Here is an 18635-nt window from a genome sequence, read left to right as displayed (position 1 = left end):
TCCTGCTGGTCTCAAATTCCATGCCCCTTACCTGTGCAACGACGCGTCCGCTCTTCGAGCGTGAGTCCCATGCGGCATGATTTGCCTGCCAAACCGTGCCGCACATTATCGTGATCGTCGCTGAAATGAAAGTCCAATTGGATTATAGAGCCATAGGCAAGTGCCAAACGCTTCAGATTCGTGCTGCGGATGGAGGTACGTTGTTACGGTTTTCGAACGAGGCGACGCGCAGGGGAGAGCAGGGAAAATGACGGTCGAAGCAGGGCGTCTTCATGCGTGCCGCTGGCTGCGAGGCAAACCCATGATCCTACAATCCGTCATGCGCAGAGCCGCGATGGCTGTCGCTGTCGCCGGCACCTTGTCATTGTCGATGATGGGTATCGCCGCGGCCCAGGCCGGCGGCTACGATCCGCGCACATGGGTCTATGACGGCGAGGATGACGTGGTCATCGCGCCCTCGGACAATCCGGGGGATGTCGTCGGTGAGCCCGCCCCTGGGGCCGCCCGTCAACCGGCGACGCGGCGCACGCCGCCGATCGCGCGCCAAATCGTGGCCTTCGCCGAACCCCATCCCAAGGGATCGATCATCGTCGACACCGGCGAGCGCCGCCTCTACTACGTGCTCGGCGACGGCAGGGCGCTCAAATATGCCATCGGGGTCGGACGCGAGGGTTTTTCCTGGTCGGGCCGGGACCGCATTCTCGACAAGAAGGAATGGCCCGATTGGCGTCCGCCTGCCGAAATGCGGGAAAGAGAGGCCGCACAGGGACACTACCTGCCGGTGCGCTTGGCCGGTGGGCCCAACAACCCGCTCGGCGCGCGTGCGCTCTATATCGGCAATACCCTCTATCGCATCCACGGCACCAATGCGCCCTGGACTGTCGGCACGGCCAATTCTTCGGGCTGCATCCGCATGACGAACGATGACGTGATCGATCTCTATCAACGCGCCTCGATTGGCGCCGAGGTCGTCGTGCGGTAGTCGGAGGTACGAAAATACTGATAAATTCTTGTAGAAATTGCCGACAAGGGCGCTCCGCAACCCTTCCGGGTGCTGTGTTGGCTTCCAGGGCCGAGGCTGGCGTTTGGGACGAACCTATCGGATGCACAGAGCCATATTCGGGAAGAGGATCCGGTTTCTGGCCCACGCTTTGGCATAAATCATTGTTTTGGCATCATTTTTTTAGGTCCGACGGTCAGTCTTCCCGGGAAGGTCGCCCTGGAAGAATCAGGTCTTCTTTCCGCCTGCCCAGAAAGCCGCGATCACGCCGACGGCGATGAAGATCATCATCGCGAAGAACACCTGGGCGATCTGGAAATTGAGGGAATCCCTGGCCACGAAAAGAGCGGCGACGGGCGCCGCCACGAACAACAACAATCGAATGATCACGCCCATCTGTGCCTCCATGGCTCGCTTCGAAGCCAGGGAGCAGATTGGGCTTGTCATCGGTGCCTTGCATTGACCTGAATCAAGGCGAGATCGGACTCCTGCGGGCTCGGAATGCTTCCGAACTCATCTCATGCCGTCGCGCCAGGCAGGTAGATGCGGTCCCCGGCAAAGATGACGTCCGGGATAGCGATGTGGCCCATGTTGAGCAACACCGTTTCCCGCACATCGGCCGAATGGTTGCGCGCGATGCCGCCCATCGTATCGCCGTCGCGGGCGATGATCGGCTGATAGCCCTGGCGTTCGAGTTCGGGATTGAGACGTCCCTCGCCATCCTGTGCTCCGGCCGGATGGGTCTGCACGAAACTGGCTTCGACCCAGCCCTGATGCTCCGTGCCATCCGCGCCATGGGCACTGACGGGAACCCAGGTCCTGCCGGATTCGTCGGTTTTGGAAACGCCCGTTTCCTTGACCAGGGAACCTGGCCGGATCACCGTCTCCACACCGGAATCGCCAGCCGGCTCGTCCCGCAGATTGAGCCCGTCATCCGCCGAGACGACGAACTGGGCCGGCGTCGCCTCCGATGTGCCGGGTTCTCTCGGCAGAGGCTTGTTCGGGCCCGCTTTCGTCGTGGTCGGCGAGGGAGTTGAGGAACTGGTGGCGGTAGGCGAGGTGGTGGGCGTTGGCGTCGTCTTTGACGGCGTTGGTGTTGGCGTTGCTGGCGCCGGTGTCGTCGGCGTCGGGGTCGGCGTGGAATTGTTGCCGGAGGGCTGTACCCCTGGGGCATTTGCCTTGTTCTGCTGATCCAGCCAATTCGCGATCACGATGCCGCTGAACAGGATCATGCCGCCGCCGAAGGTGACACCGAAGACGACACGATCGAAGCCTGACATGCTAGGCTCCCATTTCCCGCGTCCCAGTCCTGTCCGGGCACCGCGTGCCCACAGATAGGCCGAACCGAGGAGGAAGGCGGCGTTGTCGACCGTATCGGCGGCGCCCGGAACGAAGTCGAACCCTTTTGACACGAAATCCGGCACGCCAGGCAGGCTCGAGAGGTTCGAGCCGTCCTTGGGGATGGAATCGCCGAGCGAGAGGCCGCTCCCGATCGCATAGGAGGGCAGGTTCCATTTGTCGGCCATCGGCATGGTGGGCCGGCCGGTGCGGGCTTCGCGCACGGCCTTGGCGAAATAGAAGGCGTTGCTTCCTTCAAACAGGGCTCCGCCGGCACCGCCCAGAGTGACCGAGGTCGGGATGCCGGCCGCCTGGGTCGGCAGATAGCTCAGCGCATCGCCGATCTTCATGATACGGCCCAGCGGCGTGTGGAGCGCCGTCCATTTGCCCGGCAGGGCCGCAGCGGCGCTCATGGTCAGACCGCGCCAGGCGAGACCACCGGCTCGCATGTAGGCTTGGACATGCGGTGGCAGGGCTGGCCAGACGGCGGCAAAGGTGGCCGTGGCGGTCGTGGTGAGAACGAGATCGTCGACGCCCATCGCGCGCATTTTTGCCAGCGCCCGCACTGGCGCCGAGGCGGGCGTGTAGCCGTTGAGGGCCGAGCGCTGGTTGCCTTTCAGCAGGGCGGTCTGGAAAGGCTTGAGCACATCGACCTGGGCTGGCGTGAGGGCCTGCAATTGATCGTCCTTCAGGCCTGCCAATTGGTTCGGCCTGAGTTTCTTCACCTGCTCCGGCGTCAACTCAGCCAGTTGCGAGGGGTTGAGCTCGGCCAGATCGAGATATTTGATGCGTTTGGGCGCGATGGCGCGCAATTGGTCCGGCGTCAGATCCCTCAATTGATCGGGCGTGAGATTGACGATTCCACTCGGCGAGAGGCGGGCGATGTCATCCGGAGACAGGTTGCGGACCTCGATGAGTTCGTCCAGGAGCTTGCGCCCTTCCTCGCTCATCGCTTTCTTCTGGGTGTCGCCAACTGCCTCCATCTGCGCCAGCGTCAATTCGGGAATCTGCTTGCGTGTCAGGGTGGCTGCCATATCGGCGACAGATGCATTGGGCAGAGCGCGCAGCTGTTCGCCGGAAAAGGCTCTGATCTGCGACTTGGTCAGTGCCGAAAGCTGATCGGGTTTCAGCCATCCGGCCTGCTTGGCGTCCAGACTGGCGATATCGAGATATTTGACGCGATTGCTCGGGATCGCGCCGATCTGGGCCTGCGTCAACTGCCCCTGCAGGCCGGACCGCTTGAAGGCTTCCCATTGCTTCAAGGTCAACCAGGAGACCTGCTTGGGCAGCATGGAGCCGATATTCAGGTCTGCAATACGGTTCTCTGGGATCGAGCGCGTTTGAGCCCGCGACAGATGAGGCAGCAGCCCCGCCTGATTGAAGGCTTTCCATTGGCTGTTGGTCATTGCCGCGATCTGGGCCTGAGAGAGACCCCCGATCTGTCTTTTCGTCAAACTGGCGCTATCGAGATATTGGACGCGATTGTCGGGTATCGCCCCGATCTGGCCCTGAGTCAGGTGCTCCTGCAGGCCGGCCTGATGGAGCCCCTGCAATTGCTTGCCATTGAGGGCCGCGACCTGAGCCTTGGTCAGCGAGCGAACCTGGGATTTCGTCAGGGATCCGGCGTCGATATTCCTGATCCTGTTTTCCGGAATCGCCTGCAATTGGCCGCGCGTGAGCGAACCCTGCAGTCCGGCCTGTTTAAAGGCTTCCCACTGCTTGGGCGTGAACGCGGCGACCTGATCCGGCTTCAGCCAGGGCACGTTCTTGGCGTTGAGCTGGGTAAAGTCCAGCTGTTTGGGATCGGTGGCTTGCAATTGCTTGCGCGTGGGAGGCGTGATTTTCGGCGATTGGCCCGAAGGGGTGGGGCCGGTCTTCTTGCCCAGGGTGATCGGGTCGATGGGGCCGTCGCCGGCACCATGTACGCTGCTCGGGGAGGCAGGAGGCGCCGCATCCCTGCCGCCTCCAAACCAGAAGTCGCTCTGGGCGGCATGGTTGGGCTGCTGGAGCGTTGCGCCACCGGAAACATCGGTTAGCGGCAGTCCGGGCAGTTCGACCACCTCCTTGCCTCCTTCGGCAGGCTTGATGGCGTCGGCAAGCTCGACAGGTCCGTCATAGGCGCGCGTCCGCACGCCGAGCCTGTCGGCCACCTCGCCGGCGAGGGACCGCGTGAGGGGACTGCCGGTTTGATGGTCGAGGGAACCGGCGCGGCAGGCGAGGATCGTGATGCCCTGGCCGTCGCGATAGCCGGCATTGCGCAGGTCCTCGATCAGCTGGGTCGCGCCAGGCAGGTTGGTCTCGTCGGCGATCACCAGGAAAGTGTCCTTGTCGACCGCGCCCTTGTTGGACAGCCCGATCGACAGGTCCTTGGCAGCCACAGGCTGCCCGCCGATCGTCACCGTACCGTCGGGAAGATAGTTCAGCGTGCGGCCGTTTTCCGAGCCGAACGAGCGTGTATTTACCGAGGCAGGCAATGCCGTCGAAGGGGACCCGCCGGCCGACTCGTCGGCCGCGGCGAGCGGCTTGGTGGCTCGCAGCCCCTTGACGCCCAGGCCCGTGCCGGCGACGCCGACGCCGAGGCTGGTCAACGCGCTGGCGAATTCAAGGCCGCTCATCTGGTCGCCATAAGCGGCCAGGTCATGGGCCGACACTGCCGTCAGCGGCACGCCCGTGCCGATGGCCGCCCAGTCGAGGCCGCGCGCGGTGCGGTTCAGCCCGCCCGAACTCCTCATATAGGCGTCTGCCGTCGTGGCGACGGAGCTGCCTTGCCCGGTCATGCCGATGCTGGCCCGGAACGCCTGCGTCACCGACAATTCCGTGGTTTTCGCCATGCCGATGGTGCGCAACACGCTCGATCCCATCGGCAGGACGGTGGTGGCCACCGTGCCGATGTTCATCATCGATTCCATGTCGCCCAGCTCGCCGCCATGCTGGAGATAGTCCACTTCCTTGATAACGGCGCGGGTGCCGAGATAGGCGCCTCCGGCATAGGCCACGCCGGCAGCGAGCGGCGAAAAGGGATTGGGAATGACGGCGACGGCCGTGGCGAGGGCGGTGCCGATGCCCACGATCGGATCGATGATCTTGTCGAAGGTCGAGACATTGCGGGCCTGCACGACCTCCAGGTCGATCTTGCCGTCGGCCCCGGGCTTCATGCTGAGGCCAACAGGCACGATCAGCTTGCCGCTTTCCTGGAACTGGCGGTTGTTGTCCTGGAAATCCTTGATGGACTCGAATTTCTGGCCGGTGGCATCGACATACCAGGTCTTATCGCCATCCTGGACGGCGAAAAGCGAGACCTGTTGCGCACCGACCTTGTCGTCGACATAGAACAGGGGCACGACCTTGACCGAGGCGGTGTTGCCGCCGATGTCGCGGATCTCGTCGACGACCTTGTCGAGGGTCGTGCGGCCATCGTCGCTGGAAGTGTCGATGCCGAGGGTGCGCGCAACCAGCCCTTCCTGGGCCTGGCGCCCCTCGAGCGGCGTGAACTGGTCATTGTAGCCGGAATTGTAGAGGTTCTGGAACGTGGCCTGGTAGACCGACATCGCCTGGTCGGGATGGTCGTCGAGATAGACGCTCTGCAGATGGGCATAATAGGGCGCCGATCCCGCATCGTCCAACAGCTTGAGCGGCTGGGTTAGCAGGAAGGAATACCATTGCTCGGAGCGCTCGGCCGATTGGCGGGCATTCTCGACGCTGGCGCGCTGATCCTGCGCCGCATCGAGCCGGATCTGGGCCGCCGCGACGTCGGGATGGACCCATAACCACTGGCCATTGATCTCCATGCGAACAGGCTTGCCGCTCTTGACGATGGCATCGATGCCGCCGCGCTGCACGTCGCCGGCCATGTCCGGGGTCACCTGCACCTTCTGGCCATTGACCGTGACCTCCACGGGCTGGGTACCCTGGGGCAGCAGGCCTGCCGGCGCCTCGACACTGCCCGGGCCGTGCTGCTTGAGGGCGCCATCGAGATCGGTCTTCAGCCCGGTGATCTGCTTGTCGAGACCGTCCCGCACCAGACCGAGCTGGTCCTTCATCATCGCCTGGATCTGCTGGCCGGCCGAAACCTGCGCAGCCTTGGCCGCCGCCAGGCCTCCCCGGCCGTCGGCGTAGCACATATTGGCGTTGGCGGGGTTGTTGAGAAGCGCCTGCCACTGCTTGTTGAGTTCGCCGTTGCGCAGGTCCTCGCGGATGTTCTTGTCGCTGGTCGTGAAGGTCAGTTGGACCCGTTTGGTATCGTGCTCGTATTTGGTCTCCAGGTAGAGCTGATGATCCTTGGGATCCTCTATGACGTGCTGTTCCTTGATCTTGCCCAGATAGTCGCCGCCATAGGTGGAATATTCCTTCTCCATATCGAAGGAGCCAGGATTGGCGGCGCGGTACTGTGCCAGAATCTTCTGCCGGAGATCGGTGGCCTGAACTTCCTGGCCAGAAAGCGTGCTCGTGGCCGAATAGAAGTTGGAATAGGTCGTGGCTGCATCGACCTGCTTGCCGGCATTCTCGCTCAATGTCTTGGCATCGCTGAGATTTTTCTCAGCCGCCGTGCGCTCCGGCGTGCCCGGCTTGGTGGCGTTGACCTCCTGCTGCCGGACGCCGACGAGATAGTCCGCCAGTGCCTTGTCGCCCTGGCTGGAAGACAGCCCCGCCTGGTAGAACAGCGCAGTGACGTCGTCATGGGCCGCCTTGGACTGGGCGTCCTTCAATTCGTAGTTGGTATGATCGTCGGCGGCGGTGGCCCTTACCGTCGTCTGCCCGGGGAGGGGGGGCGGAGGCGGCAATGTCGCCTGCTTGCTGATCGCCTGGTCGAGAAGGCGTTGGGCCTTCTCGTAGTTCTCGCGCGCCGTCGTCGCATTGGTGAGCTGGCTGTTGGCATCGGTGAGGGCCTTCTTGGCGTCGGCGAGCGAGCCCTCCGGCGTCGGCGCGTTCCATTGCAGGCCGAAGGGGGCCAGCTTGTCGTCGAGCAGGACCTTGGCGTCGGTCATCGCGCCCTTATAGGCGGGATCGAGCGCGTAGACGTTCAGCTGTGCCTGTGACTGATTGACCTTGGCACTGGCCTCGGCCCGCTGCCCGATGGCGACGTTTTCGGCGTCCATCGCCTTGGCGACCACCGGATCGACCCATTTGCCGTTCTTCGGCACCCAGTCGCCTCCCGACGGTGCCTTGCCGGGGGGCGGGGTGCCATAGGGGTTTTCCGCCGTCGGGTTGGTTCCAGGCTGGCCCTCGCCATATTTTGCGATGGCGTCCTGGGTTTTCTGGTGCAGGTCGGTGACGGCCTGCTGCAGGCTTGGCAATTCCTCGCCGGCGAAGATGCCGTCGAGGGTGGTCTTGATGATCTCGGCCTTCTTGGCTTCCTGCGGATCGGAGCTCTTGGGGTCGATGGAGACGAGGGTCTGGGCGAGCGCGGCCTCGGCGCTGTCGGGCTTGACCTTGACGTCGCGCCCGGTGGCGTCGTCATGCAGGGTCATGCTGCCATCCGGCTTGGTGGTCAGCGTGTAGCCGTTGAAGGTCACGGAGACGGTGGTGTCCTTGCCCTGCTTCACGGTGCGCGTGGTGCGACCATTGCCCTCCACGACGCTCTTGGTCTCGGTCCCGTTGGCTTCCGTGCTGGTGGTGACCGCATTGCCCTTTTCGTCGGTCGTGCGCACCGTTCGGGAATCGTGCTGATAGTCCTGGTAGTAGCCGGTGACCGTCTTGCCAGTCTTCTGGTCGACGATCTCCGTCGATTGCACGTCGCCATTGTCGCTGGTGGGCTGGCTCGTCTTGACCTCCAGGCCCGCGGCCGCGAGCTGCGCGGTCACCTGCTCCTTGGTCAGCCCGCGTTCGGCGGCGATCTGGTCGATGCTCTTGCCGGCGGCGACATCCTTCCCGATGCCCTCGGCCCCCTTGCGGGTTGGGTCCTGGCTGGCGGCAAGCGTGGTCTTCTGCCCCTTGGCATCGGTCACCACCGTGGTGGACTTGCCGTCCGCGCCGGTCGTCTTCACCGTCGTCACGCCATTGGAGAGCTGCGTCGTCTGGGTGATCGTTCCCGTTCCCAGATCGTCCTCGCGGCGGGTTGTCGTCGTTCCCGTCTTCGGGTCGTAGTTGGTGGTGATCTTCTGGCCGGATTCGTCGCGCACCGGCGTGTCGGTCTCCTTGCCCTTGGCGTCCTTCACCTGGGTGTAGTAGGTGCCGTGCTGGAAATCGTAATATTCGGTGACGGTCTGGCCGGTCTTGGGGTCGCTGATCTCAGTGGTGCGGACGTCGCCATTGTCGCTCTTCGGATCGGTTGTCTTGATGTCGAGGCCGCCGGCCTTGAGCTCATTGAGCACCTGGTCGCGCGTCAGCCCGCGTTCGGTGGCGATCTGGTCGACGCTCTTGCCTGCCTGAACGTCCTTGACGATGGCGCCGGCATCGGCCCCCGGCTTCGGCGTATCGACGGGAGCGGGATTGTCGACGAGGGTAACGGCCGGCGTGCCGCTCTGGGGCGTGACGAACAGGGCCGGGGTCACCGTCGGCGTACCGGATGAAGGGAGCAGAGGCGTGCTGTTGGCAAGGGCCAGCGGCGTGACGACCGGGCTTGGTGCCGTCGCCGGCGGTTCGAGTTTCGTCAGCTCCGTATTGGTCTGCTTGAGTTCCTTCTGCAGCTTGGTGGCCTCTTCGGCCTCGCCCATCTTCTGTGCGAGTCGGATCTGCTCGCGCAGCTTCTGCGCCTGGGCCCGAAGTTCTGCGATGCGGTCGATGTCGTTCTTGGGCGTGATCTTCGGCGGAGGTGGCGGCGGCAGAAAGATGGGACGAACGACCATGCGTTGAATCTCCAAAGGCAGCCCGATTTCCTGCGCACCTCCACCGGAACGCCTGAGCCGGGTTTCAAAGTGGCTGTGGCGCCCTCATCGCGAGGGCGTCCAGTAGACATCGTATTCGCTGAGATGCTGCTCCACGGCGCGCATCGCTTCCTTGACGTCGACGCCGGACCGTTGAGCGATGAGAGCGATGAGGATCTCCGCCGCCGCGAGGGCCGGGGTGACGCTCCTGAAGAAGGAATGGGATTCGACCGTGACGATGACGCTGGCACGCGCCAGGCGTGCCAAAGGCGACACGCGGCTGTCGGTGATCGCCACGATGGTCACGCCGCGCTTGGCCGCACGGCGTGCCACCTCGACCGTGGCGCGGGCATAGGGCGCCATGCCGACCACCAGCATGACGTCTCCGGGACCGGCATGACGAAGGGCATCGACCTCGCCCTTGGCGGCGGCATCGAGCAGCGTGCCACGATCGTCGAACAGCGAGAGCAAGCGGGAAAAGTGAGTCGCGACGACCTGTTCCGACCGCAGTCCCAGGCAATAGACGCGCCGTGCTTCGATCAGGATGTCGGCGACGGCGACATGCTGCATGGCGCTGGTATATTCGCCGAGGCGGGCGACCTGGGCGGCGAGCATGTCAGTGGTCGCGCTGACCGTCGAATAGCCCTGGCCGTCCTCCGCCACGCTCGGTGTCTCCACCGCTTCGGCCGGCTTGGCGGCCGATTTGGCCCCCGGCTCGCGCAGTGCCTGCGCATAGAGGGCCCGCATGTCCTCATAGGCTTCCAGGCCCAGCCAGCGGGCAAGGCGCATCATGGTGGAATGCGAGACACCGGCCCGCTGCGCCTGCTCGCGCATCGATATCAGCGCAACCTCCTGGGGGTGGTCCAGCACGAACCGGGCCGCCAGCTTCAGTTGCGACGGCATGGTCTCGAACCGCTCGACCAGGAGCTGCGTCAACGGACCTTCTCTCATTGCGGCGACCCAAATCTGTTGATGACAAGAGTATGACATGGCCTTCGCCAATGCAACAATTGGAACTTATTAATAGCGTGCATTCCAAATGGACTTTCATTCCGAGATTCACTAGCATGCCGGCGACGGCGATCCGAGCGATGCCCTTCGCAGTCTTGTGATCTCGCCGTTCGAAGCGCGATTCAAGGAGTGAACGATGTCCGTGTCTTCCCTAAATCCAAACGCATCCAGCACCCCCAGCGGGGCTGTCGACGATGCGATCGCGAAAATGGAAAAGATGTTCTTGCTGAACCTGAAGCTTCAGGTGGCGACGACTGAAATCGGCGTCAAAAACAAGGCCGCCGACAACATCACCCGCGGCAGCAAGACCTGAATGACGAGCGCCGCCGGCCCCGGCCGGCGGCGCTCGAACCGTATTGTCCGAGCCGTTTTCCGAAGGCGCAGATCGGAAAAGGTGGCCCGACTGGGGATTGGGGACTGGAACGATGCCCACCGGAATGATCGACAAGGCTCAAGGTGAGGCGCATGCCCTGCGTCGGCCCTCGCCACCGCCGGCTGCGGACAAGACCCGATTCGAGCCCGAATCGGCCGTGAATTTCCAGGTGACCGATGGCCTCCACAAGGATGCCAGCCTCGGGTTGGACGAGGCGGAGCATACGATCGGTTCCGGCAGGGATGCCGACATCGTCCTGAGGGATGCGGGGATTGCGCCTCTTCATGCGCGCCTGCGCTACCGGGGCGGCCGGGTGGAGATCGAGGCCCTCGGTGGGGCGCTCAGCCTTGCAAAGGGCGAGATCCTGCCTGAGGGCCATGGCCGCCGCTGCCGCCTGCCGCTCGAAGTCGGCATCGGTGAAGCGCGGTTTCGCCTGGAAGCCCGGCGTGGATCGTCAAGGGCCGCACGTTTGGGTGGCGGAACCTGGCTCGGGCGCTTGCTTTTCGCGAGCGGTGCCGTGATCGTCACGGTGGTGGGAGCCTCGCTTGCCCTGAACTGGCTGCCGAGCGCCACGGCATTTTCCTCCCAGCCCCACCGGACGGAAGCACCGCAGACGCTTGCTGACATCACCGAAAAACCCGCCGCACAGCCGGTCGTCGCGAGCTCGACCGATGCGGCTGCTCCGGCGAGCCGTGCTCGTGACGACCTCGCGGGCCGTCTGGCGGCTGCGGGATTCTCCAATCTGACCATCGCCACGGAAAAAGACCGGCTGGTCGTCTCGGGGGTGCTGCCGGCGCAGCAAGGCGAGGCCTGGCGCGACGTCCAGGCGCGCTACGACCAGGCTTATGGCGACCGCGTGCCGCTCGTCTCGCGTGTCGAGACGGGCAAGCCCGCACAGTCGCCGCCGCTCACGCTGCGGGCGATCTGGTTCGGCGAGCGGCCCTATGTCATCGCCAGCGACGGCGCTCGCTATCACGAAGGGGCATTCGTCACCGGCGGCTGGACCATCGAGAAGATCGGCGAAGATGATCTGCGCCTGGCCAAGAACGGCTCGACACTCACCTTGAAATACCGATGACCCGACGGCTGGATGCCATTCGCCTCGATGCACCCCATCTCGGTTCGTCCAGTCAGGAGACGAACGTCAAGGGCTTGCAGGGGCCTCCGGTCAACCGGCGGCGACTGCATTCGATCGAGTCACGCTCCGAAGAGGCCGGCAAGGCCGGTAGAAGCGAGCGTTCGGAAGCCACGCCGCGATCGGCGGGCAGAGCGGCCGGACCATCGGCCAAGCGCTCCCTCGACGACGAACTGCAGGATCTGGTGATGCCCAAGGGAGCCGGCTCGGCCATTCTGCGCCGTTCGGTACCCATCCTGCGCTACTGCATCACCGATCTGGTGCCCCAGTTGGAAGGTGGAGACCAGCTTCGCAGCCTCGCCCGATCGCTGATGGAAGAGGAAATCGAACGTCATCGCGACCTGATGGCGCGGCTGCAGAAGGAAACCGAGAGCTGACCGACCGGCAGGACACCGTAAAGCTGCTGCACCTGCTGGGCTATCTCTATGGTCGCCACGGCCAGGTCAAGCGCGGCACGGCCTATCTCCTGATCGCGGCGCAGCTCGAGCCGGCGAATGCGGAAGTCCTGCAGACCCTGGCCCATCTACTCGTGCTGGGCGGCGAGGCAGGCAAGGCGCTCGCCACGATCGAAAGGCTGGAGGAACTGGAAAGCGCCGACCATCCCGCCCTCGCCTTGCTCAAGGGCAAGGCCTTGCTGGCGGCGGGGCGCCCCGTGGAAGCGCGGCGGTCCTTTCAGGACTTTCTGGCGCAACGAGAGCTGAATGAGCATGCCTGACCGCCTTCTGACGTTCCTTGCCAAGGCCGCCAAGCGCGCCGATCTCGTCATCGCGATCATGATGCTGGTCGCGGTGATCATGATGCTCATCCCGTTGCCGACAGAGCTGGTCGACGTGCTGATCACCATCAACATCGCCATCAGCGTGCTGGTGCTGCTCGCCGCGCTCTACGTCACCCATCCGCTCGATTTCTCGTCCCTGCCATCGGTGATCCTGGTGGCGACGCTGTTTCGCCTCGCCATCACCATCACCACGACCCGCCTCATCCTGCTCCAGGCCGATGCCGGCCAGATCATCACGGCCTTCGGCACCTTCGTGGTCGGCGGCAGTATCGCAGTGGGACTGGTGGTGTTCCTGATCATCACCATCGCGCAGTTCCTGGTCATCGCCAAGGGCGCGGAGCGGGTCGCGGAAGTCGCCGCGCGCTTCACTCTGGATGCTCTGCCGGGCAAGCAGATGAGCATCGACGCCGAATTGCGCAATGGCGACATCGACAAGACGGAGGCGCGCCGGCTCCGGCAACGTCTGGAGCGCGAAAGCCAGCTCTTCGGCGCCATGGACGGTGCCATGAAATTCGTCAAGGGCGACGTCATCGCCGGCATCGTCATCATCCTGGTCAACCTGATCGGTGGTATCGCCGTCGGCACCCTGCAGCACGGCATGTCGGTTGGCGTGGCGGCCTCCACCTATGCCCTGCTGACGGTAGGCGATGGCCTGGTAGCCCAGATCCCGGCGCTGCTGGTGGCGGTGGCTTCGGGCACCATGATCACCCGCGTTTCAGGAGCGGAGGGCGAAGGCGATCTCGGCGGCCAGATCGCCGGGCAGCTGTTGCGCGATTCGCGCACGCTGGGCCTGGCTGCGGTCATCCTGGCCGGTCTCAGCCTCGTGCCTGGCTTCCCAACCATCATCTTCCTGATTCTCGGTGCCATATTGGGTGTTGGCGCCTATGCCCTCCATCGCAATGCCAAGGGGACGAAGGAGGAGGGACAGAGCTCGAACTCCGCGATTGCCTCCGATGTCGCGCGGTCCGGCAAGGCTTCCGGTTCCCTCACGGCCGAGGAAGGGGAGGAGACCCTGCCTTCGAGCCGGATCCTGGTTCGCTACGGCAAGGGCACGCTGCTCGACAGGGCCGTGCTGGACGAGCATGTGGGCGGTATTCGCCAGCGCCTCTACGATGATCTGGGCGTAGAGCTGCCCCGTATCGGGGTCTATGAAGACCCGGCCGTGCCGGGCCAGCACATCCGGATCGACGTGGAGGAGGCGCCGGTCCTGGAGGCGGATCTGCCCGAAGGCCGTATCAAGGTCGAGGGCGATGTCGCCAACCTCGCTCTGCTCGGCCTCGCCTACGAGGAACATCCCGCCGGCCCGCGTGACCAGGCCTTGTGGGTCGACGCCGGTGCGGCACCGGCCTTGGCAGAGGCTGGACTGGTCTCCTCCGAGCCGGGAGAAGTCGTCGGCCAATGGGCCGAGGACGTGTTGAGGCGCTATGCCGGGCACTTCGTCGGCATCCAGGAGACCCGGGCACTGCTTTCCGAAGCCGAGCAGGACTATGGCGAGCTGGTTAGGGAAGCCCGCGAAACGGTGCCGCTGCAGAAGATTGCCGAGGTGCTGCGCCGTCTGGTGGCGGAAAACGTGCCGATCCGCAATCTGCGCATCATTCTGGAAGCCTTGGTGGATGCAGGCGCCCACCAGCAGGATCCGGCCCTGCTTGCCGAGCATGTGCGCGTTGCGCTGAAGAGGCAGATCAGCTTCCGAGCCGCCGACCGCAACCGCGTCATCGCCGCCTATGTCATGCAGCCCTCGGCAGAGGAACTGCTGCGCGCTGGCCAGCAGACGGCGGCGATGGGCGGCTTCCTCGGCCTGCCGGAGGAGCAGGCCCAGTCCATCGTCACGCAGATCGGCCGGGCTCTCCGGGAAACTGCGCCCGATGCCGCACCGGTCGTCCTGACGGCGGGAGACGTCCGGCGGCACATGCGCACTTTCCTGGCGCAGCACGGCATCGAGCTTGCGGTTCTGTCCTATCAGGAGCTCGCACCGGAATTCAACGTGCAGCCGCTCGCCACCATCACCAGCCTGCAGGGCCAGGGCGCTGCCCGGCCTTCGCTCGCAACCACCCGCCCGGCCAAACAACATGAGGGGGCCGCCTGACACGGGGCAGGCACGGGCGCCATCGGTAGACGACAGGAGAGGAACGGAATGACAAGTCACGGCAGGGCCGGCCTTTGCATGGTCACACATGCAACGGGTCTCGCCCCGGAAATCGGTTGGTCTCTCCTGTATCGGCAACTGGCCGTGCTTGCCGCTTTCGCGCTTCTCCTGCTGGGCCTGGTGCAAGGCGCCTATGCCCAGACCATGACCAGCCTGCCGAGCAAGCCCAGCGTCGACCTCGCCGTGGGGCAGGGGCGGCTGTTCCGCTTCAAGCAGCCGGTCGAATCCGTCCTGGTCGCCGATACCACCATTGCGGATCTGCAGATCGTCTCGCCGCAACTGGTCTATGTCTTCGGGCTGAAGCCGGGCCTGACCAATCTGATCGCCGTGACGGCCGACCAGAAGGTCGAGGCGACCACGGAATTCCGGGTCAGCACCGATCCCCGACCTGCCCAGCGGGCCCAGAAGGTGATGCAGCCGCGCGGGGCGACCAATCTCACGATTTTCGGGGACCGCATCGTCGCCAGCGGCAATGCCGGCAGCGTCGACGAGGCGCTCGATACCGACGATGTCGCGCGTACCTACTCGCAGCCGGATCGGCCGCCGATCAACGACACCACCATCTCCGGCTCTCAGCAGATCAACATCCGCGTGCGCTTTGCGGAGATCTCGCGCTCCGAATTGCTGTCCTTCGGCGTCGACTGGGGCGTCTTCGCCAATTCGGGCAACTTCTCCTTCGGCCTCTTGAAGACCGGCGGTGTGAGCGAGGGCGGCGGCAATCTCGGCATTGGCCTGCGATCCAATGCCGTCAATGTCAGCGCGCTCATCGAGGCGCTGCAGCGCAACGGCATCGTCAAGATCCTGGCCGAGCCGAACCTGACCGCGGTCACCGGCCAGACGGCAAGCTTCCTCGCCGGCGGCGAGATCCCCGTGCCGATCCCGCAAAGCCGCGATACCGTGACGGTGGAATACAAGTCCTTCGGGGTCTCGCTCAACTTCACCCCGACCCTGCTCCCCAACAACCACATTGCCATTCACGTCAAGCCGGAGGTCAGCTCGATCTCCGATTCCGGCGGTGTCAGCCTGAACGGCTTCAACCTGCCGAGCTTCGTGGTGCGGCGTGCCGATACCACGGTGGAAGTCGCAAGCGGGCAGACTTTCGCGATCGCGGGGCTGTTCCAGCAGAGATTCGCGAAAAGCCTGCAGAAATTCCCGTTCCTGGGTGACGTGCCTGTGCTCGGCACGCTGTTCCAGTCCGAGCGTTTCCAACGCGAGGAAACCGAACTGGTGATCCTGGTGACGCCCTATCTCGTCCAGCCGGTGCGAGGCCATGACCTTGCTACCCCGATCGACCGGCCCGCCCGAAACAAGAAGGCTCGCAAGCCAGCGAATACCGCCGGCATGGGCCTCATCGTGAAATAGGAAGGACGGGAGCGATGCGCGCGAATTTGCTGCGGGCGGGTCTTTGCCGGGGTGTGGCTCTCCTCGGCGTGATGGGACTGGCCGGTTGCTCGGCCGGCCCGACAGCCGATTATTCCCCCGGCTACAGTTATGTGGCGACCAATGCCGGCCATGGTTCGGCCAAGGGCGCGACAGGTTCGGTGCTGGTGCCCGATGCCTGTCTTGGCCCCCCGGCCGATGTCCAGCGTCCGGCCTGGGGCACGGTGGAAGCTGCCATGCCCGATCTCGGAGCCCATCTGCCGCCGGGCTGCGCCAATGCCTATAACCTGCAGCGCATGACCGAAAGACAGGGGGATCTCGTCGAAGGCCGGCGCATGGGGCCGGCTGCCGGGGTCACGACCGCGCGCGCGGCCCGCAAATATCTGCTGGGAGAGAAGGAGGGGGATGCATCCTCATCGGAAAATCTCGGCGGTGCCGGCGGCGGCGCGACGCAGCAGTCCTCCGACTAGGGCCGGATTCGGACCGAGGGAAGGACCGGGCCATCGCCTAAAGCATTTTCCAGGAAATTTGACAGACTTTTCGGCTAAGAAAATGCGTCAGAACAAAGATCTAGAGAAGAATGACAATTCGGAGAAAAGTCGTTTTTCCCTAGCTGGCGCTGGCCCCGCCGTTCATCAGGCCGAGCGCCTCGGCGCGCTCCTTGGGACTGGACTTGGCGCGGATCGAGCGGGTGCGGGCCAGCAGCGCATCGACCTCGCTGCTGGAAAGGCCGACAGGCGGAGCGGAGCGGACCTGGCTGTCCTGGCCCAGCAGGCCGTAGCAGACCACGAGGTTGCGTTTGTGATGCAATTGCGCGTCCGGAGCCGCGGCGACCTGCTGGATGAACGGCATCGCCTTCGGCGCGTCGCCGGCGAGGGACGCGGCGAGCGCCATATTGGCCTTGATGTCGAGGTCCGCGGGCGACAGCGCCAGGGCGCGCGAGAAGGAGGCCTCGGCCGGGCCGGTCTGGCCGGCCACGGTCTGCGCGACGCCAAGCCGATTATAGGCGCTGGATGTGTTGACGATCTGCGCGCCCTCGCCGAGGGCGCGGAGCCCGGCCTCGTTGTCGCCGGTCGCCATCATGGCCGAGCCCAACCCAACCAGGGCCTTGCCATCCTTCGGCGATTTCGCCAGCGCGGTGCGATAGGCGCTTATCGCGCTGGGATAGGAGCCGGCACGGACATAGGCATCGCCGACCTCGACATTGGCCGTCGCGGAGGCGTCCGGCGCTGCAGCTGCCCTTTCGTAGAGGGCGAGCGCAGTTCCCTTGTCACCATGCGACTCGACATCGGCAGCCAGCCGCATCAGGCGGGAGGATTGCGTGTTCGATGCGCTCCCCAGGCCGACAGCGGGCGTGTTGGCAGTATGCGCCGTGGTGCAGGCCGAAAGCACCATCATCGCAAAGACGGGACAAAACGCCGTGCGCAGCCGCATGCCGATCCTCCTGAAAGCCGCCGGATCATATCGCAAGCCTCCTGCCGCGGAAACCATATACGCAGGTCATCCACGAGGAACCTCGCGAACATGCACAATCGCGCAGGAAATAGCGTTATCGCGCATGGTATAGGGCGCTGAGATGTCCCAGGAAAGCGAAGAGAAAAAGCTTCCCGCTTCGGAAAAGAAACTGCGCGATGCACGGCGCAAGGGCCAGGTTTCCAACAGCCGGGACCTTGTTTCAGGCTTCTCGATCTTCGCGGCGCTGGCTTTTCTCTATATTGCCGGGTCCGGCATCATGGATCGCATCAAGCAATTCGCCGAGCTTGTCGCGAGTGCGCAATCGGCTCCCTTCGCCCAGACCGCCAGTGCCCTCATTCATCAGGCCATGCTCACGCTTCTCTATATCGTGGTGCCGCTGGCGGGTGTCGTCGTTGCCGTGACGATTCTGGTCAGCACCATCGCGACGCGCGGGCCGGTGTTTTCCTTCGAACCGCTCAAGCCGCAATTCGAGCATGTCAATCCTGCCAAGGGGTTGAAGCGCATCGCATCCCTGCGCAATGTCGTCGAGTTCGCCAAGAGCCTGATGAAGACGCTGCTGCTAGCGGCCGTCTTCGTCGCCATCATGGCCGCCTGGCTGCAACCGCTCTTCGAGGTTCCAGCCTGCGGCCAGTCCTGCCTCGAGCCGACGCTGCTGGCCATCCTTACGCCCCTGGGGGGGGCGGCGGCGCTCGCCTTCATCGTGGTCGGCCTCGTCGACATGCCGATCCAGCGTGGCCTCTTTCTGCGCGACATGCGCATGACGAAGACCGAATACAAGCGAGAACACAAGGACTTGGAGGGTGATCCTCTGATTCGACAGGAACTTCAGCGCCAGCGTCGTGACACGGCCAGCCGGCCCTATAGGCTCGGCCTTGCCAATGCGGTGCTGGTCATCGCCGGCCCGGAGCGCCTGGTGGGTTTGCGCTATGTACGCGGCGAAACCCCCGTTCCCGTCCTGGTCGGCAAGGGCGAGGGCGCTGCTGTGCCGGGCCTGCGTGTGCAAGCCCGCGAACTCGACCTGGCAATCGTCGAGGATGGAGCCCTGGCCGAAGTCCTGTTCGAGCGCACGGCTCCCGGCGCCTATGTCGAGCCCGACTATTTCCCGGCCATCGTCGCCCATCTGGTCAAGAACGGGCTGGTCTAGGAGTTGTGGACTCTTGGGATTCCCAAGAGTGGGGGGTATGTGATTCAAAGC

At 64.4% G+C, this 18635-nt stretch carries 13 protein-coding genes; 9 read left to right on the top strand and 4 right to left on the bottom strand.

All coding sequences use genetic code 11. From position 1 onward, the window contains the following. The first annotated feature begins 334 nt into the window (after positions 1-334). Positions 335-982 carry a L,D-transpeptidase gene (locus QM672_RS22055; RefSeq protein WP_415085141.1) on the top strand — a complete coding sequence of 216 codons (648 nt, stop codon included), beginning with the start codon at positions 335-337 and terminating at the stop codon, positions 980-982. 246 nt (positions 983-1228) lie between these two features. On the opposite strand, the gene QM672_RS22050 is transcribed toward QM672_RS22055, so the two are convergent. From QM672_RS22050 to QM672_RS22040, 3 genes are all read right to left on the bottom strand, one after another. Further along, the gene (locus QM672_RS22050; protein WP_367626048.1) at positions 1229-1396 is read right to left on the bottom strand and encodes a hypothetical protein; all 168 of its coding nucleotides are present in this window, start codon (positions 1394-1396) and stop codon (positions 1229-1231) included. A 122-nt stretch (positions 1397-1518) separates the two neighbouring features. After that, the gene (locus QM672_RS22045; RefSeq protein ID WP_415085139.1) at positions 1519-9123 is read right to left on the bottom strand and encodes an SH3 domain-containing protein; all 7605 of its coding nucleotides are present in this window, start codon (positions 9121-9123) and stop codon (positions 1519-1521) included. 84 nt (positions 9124-9207) lie between these two features. After that, positions 9208-10077: a MurR/RpiR family transcriptional regulator gene (locus QM672_RS22040; RefSeq protein ID WP_367626046.1), complete on the bottom strand. Its 870-nt coding sequence runs from the start codon at positions 10075-10077 to the stop codon at positions 9208-9210. 211 nt (positions 10078-10288) lie between these two features. Between QM672_RS22040 and QM672_RS22035 the strand changes: the two genes are divergently transcribed. The 7 genes from QM672_RS22035 (at position 10289) to QM672_RS22005 (ending at position 16434) form a co-directional block, all read left to right on the top strand. After that, a complete protein-coding gene (locus tag QM672_RS22035; RefSeq protein ID WP_156771301.1) occupies positions 10289-10465 on the top strand; it encodes a hypothetical protein in 177 nt (58 codons plus the stop codon). A 112-nt stretch (positions 10466-10577) separates the two neighbouring features. Beyond that, positions 10578-11603, top strand: a complete 1026-nt coding sequence (locus QM672_RS22030; RefSeq protein WP_415085136.1) for an FHA domain-containing protein — start codon at positions 10578-10580, stop codon at positions 11601-11603. Continuing rightward, on the top strand, positions 11600-12037 hold the full coding sequence (locus QM672_RS22025; protein ID WP_311943935.1) for a hypothetical protein: 438 nt from the start codon (positions 11600-11602) through the stop codon (positions 12035-12037). The genes QM672_RS22030 and QM672_RS22025 overlap by 4 nt, the downstream gene beginning before the upstream one ends. Before the next feature lie 152 nt (positions 12038-12189). Beyond that, on the top strand, positions 12190-12375 hold the full coding sequence (locus QM672_RS22020) for a hypothetical protein (protein ID WP_367626043.1): 186 nt from the start codon (positions 12190-12192) through the stop codon (positions 12373-12375). Next, positions 12362-14524, top strand: coding sequence for a type III secretion system export apparatus subunit SctV (sctV, locus tag QM672_RS22015; protein ID WP_415085133.1), 2163 nt, complete (start codon positions 12362-12364; stop codon positions 14522-14524). The genes QM672_RS22020 and sctV overlap by 14 nt, the downstream gene beginning before the upstream one ends. Positions 14525-14602: 78 nt before the next feature. After that, complete coding sequence (locus QM672_RS22010) at positions 14603-15946, top strand: type II and III secretion system protein family protein (RefSeq protein ID WP_415085131.1); 1344 nt, start codon at positions 14603-14605, stop codon at positions 15944-15946. 14 nt (positions 15947-15960) lie between these two features. Further along, on the top strand, positions 15961-16434 hold the full coding sequence (locus QM672_RS22005; protein WP_415085129.1) for a hypothetical protein: 474 nt from the start codon (positions 15961-15963) through the stop codon (positions 16432-16434). Positions 16435-16573: 139 nt separating this feature from the next. On the opposite strand, the gene QM672_RS22000 is transcribed toward QM672_RS22005, so the two are convergent. Then, entirely contained in the window at positions 16574-17398 is an 825-nt protein-coding gene (locus tag QM672_RS22000) for a tetratricopeptide repeat protein (protein WP_311943942.1), read from the bottom strand. A gap of 142 nt (positions 17399-17540) precedes the next feature. On the opposite strand from QM672_RS22000, the gene QM672_RS21995 reads away from it, so the two are divergent. Then, entirely contained in the window at positions 17541-18584 is a 1044-nt protein-coding gene (locus tag QM672_RS21995) for an EscU/YscU/HrcU family type III secretion system export apparatus switch protein (RefSeq protein WP_367626039.1), read from the top strand. The last annotated feature ends 51 nt before the right edge of the window (positions 18585-18635 follow it).

Origin of the sequence: Labrys sp. (in: a-proteobacteria) (assembly GCF_047605565.1) — a bacterium.
GTDB lineage: Bacteria > Pseudomonadota > Alphaproteobacteria > Rhizobiales > Labraceae > Labrys > Labrys neptuniae.
Note: the sequence above shows the minus strand (reverse complement) of the source record. Positions and strands in the feature narration are given on the sequence as shown.